This is a genomic window from Bacteroides sp. An19 (assembly GCF_002160215.1).
GTDB classification, from domain to species: domain Bacteria; phylum Bacteroidota; class Bacteroidia; order Bacteroidales; family Bacteroidaceae; genus Phocaeicola; species Phocaeicola intestinalis.
This window is the reverse complement of the sequence record NZ_NFKD01000149.1, coordinates 1-721: the sequence shown is the minus strand read 5'-3', so window position 1 is coordinate 721 and position 721 is coordinate 1. Positions and strand designations below refer to the sequence as shown.

Annotated in this window: 1 protein-coding gene; it reads right to left on the bottom strand. The window is 46.9% G+C overall.

What is annotated here, in order from left to right; translation table 11 throughout:
- Positions 1-187: 187 nt before the first annotated feature.
- Positions 188-556 carry an IS66 family insertion sequence element accessory protein TnpB gene (gene tnpB, locus B5F25_RS20945; protein ID WP_140407021.1) on the bottom strand — a complete coding sequence of 123 codons (369 nt, stop codon included), beginning with the start codon at positions 554-556 and terminating at the stop codon, positions 188-190.
- Between the last annotated feature and the right edge of the window lie 165 nt (positions 557-721).

Sequence of the window (721 nt, the reverse complement as noted above, 5' to 3'; positions counted from 1 at the left end):
TTTAATCTGCTCTGACTGTTCTTTATTGGTGGCAGACAACGAAGCGACAGTGGCATTCAGCCCTTCTATCGTCTTGAGTAAAATATCCTTTTCTTTCATTGCCTGCTTGTTTTTTGTTTGCGTAAAAATACTAAATATTAGCTAATTACACAACAAAACAAGCACTTTTATTCAACCTAAAAGCATGTCATACATGGTATTCCTTTCGTTCTGCCCTTAACCGCCGGAGTCTCTGTTCAGGATTCTCCTGAATACCCTCGACCATCATCACCAGGTCACGCCATTCCATGGAATAACTTTTTGACTCAGGATCGTATTTGGGCAGTTTGAAGCGACCGGCTTCCAGACGTTTCACATACATCACCATGCCTCCATCTTCTGCATGAAGCAATTTCATGAGTTTGCGGCTGGACCCGATGAAGATGAAGACATCGCCGTTCTTCACCTCACTTTTCATCTTTTCATGCACCACCCCGCACAGCGAACTGATGCCCTTGCGCATGTCCGTCCTGCCGGGACACAGGAAGTAGCGCATCGTGTCGTTCAAGTTAAACATGGCCGTCCTGCAGACTTTGGTTCAACACTTCCATCAACAGCTTCTCTGAGCCGCTTCCAAAGTGGGCACGGAGTCCGTTGGGAAACAACAAGGACACGCCGTAAGGAGCCTGTTCATCCAAGGACAATTCTGCTGTTGGCCGTTTGATATTGATCGGAGCCAGCT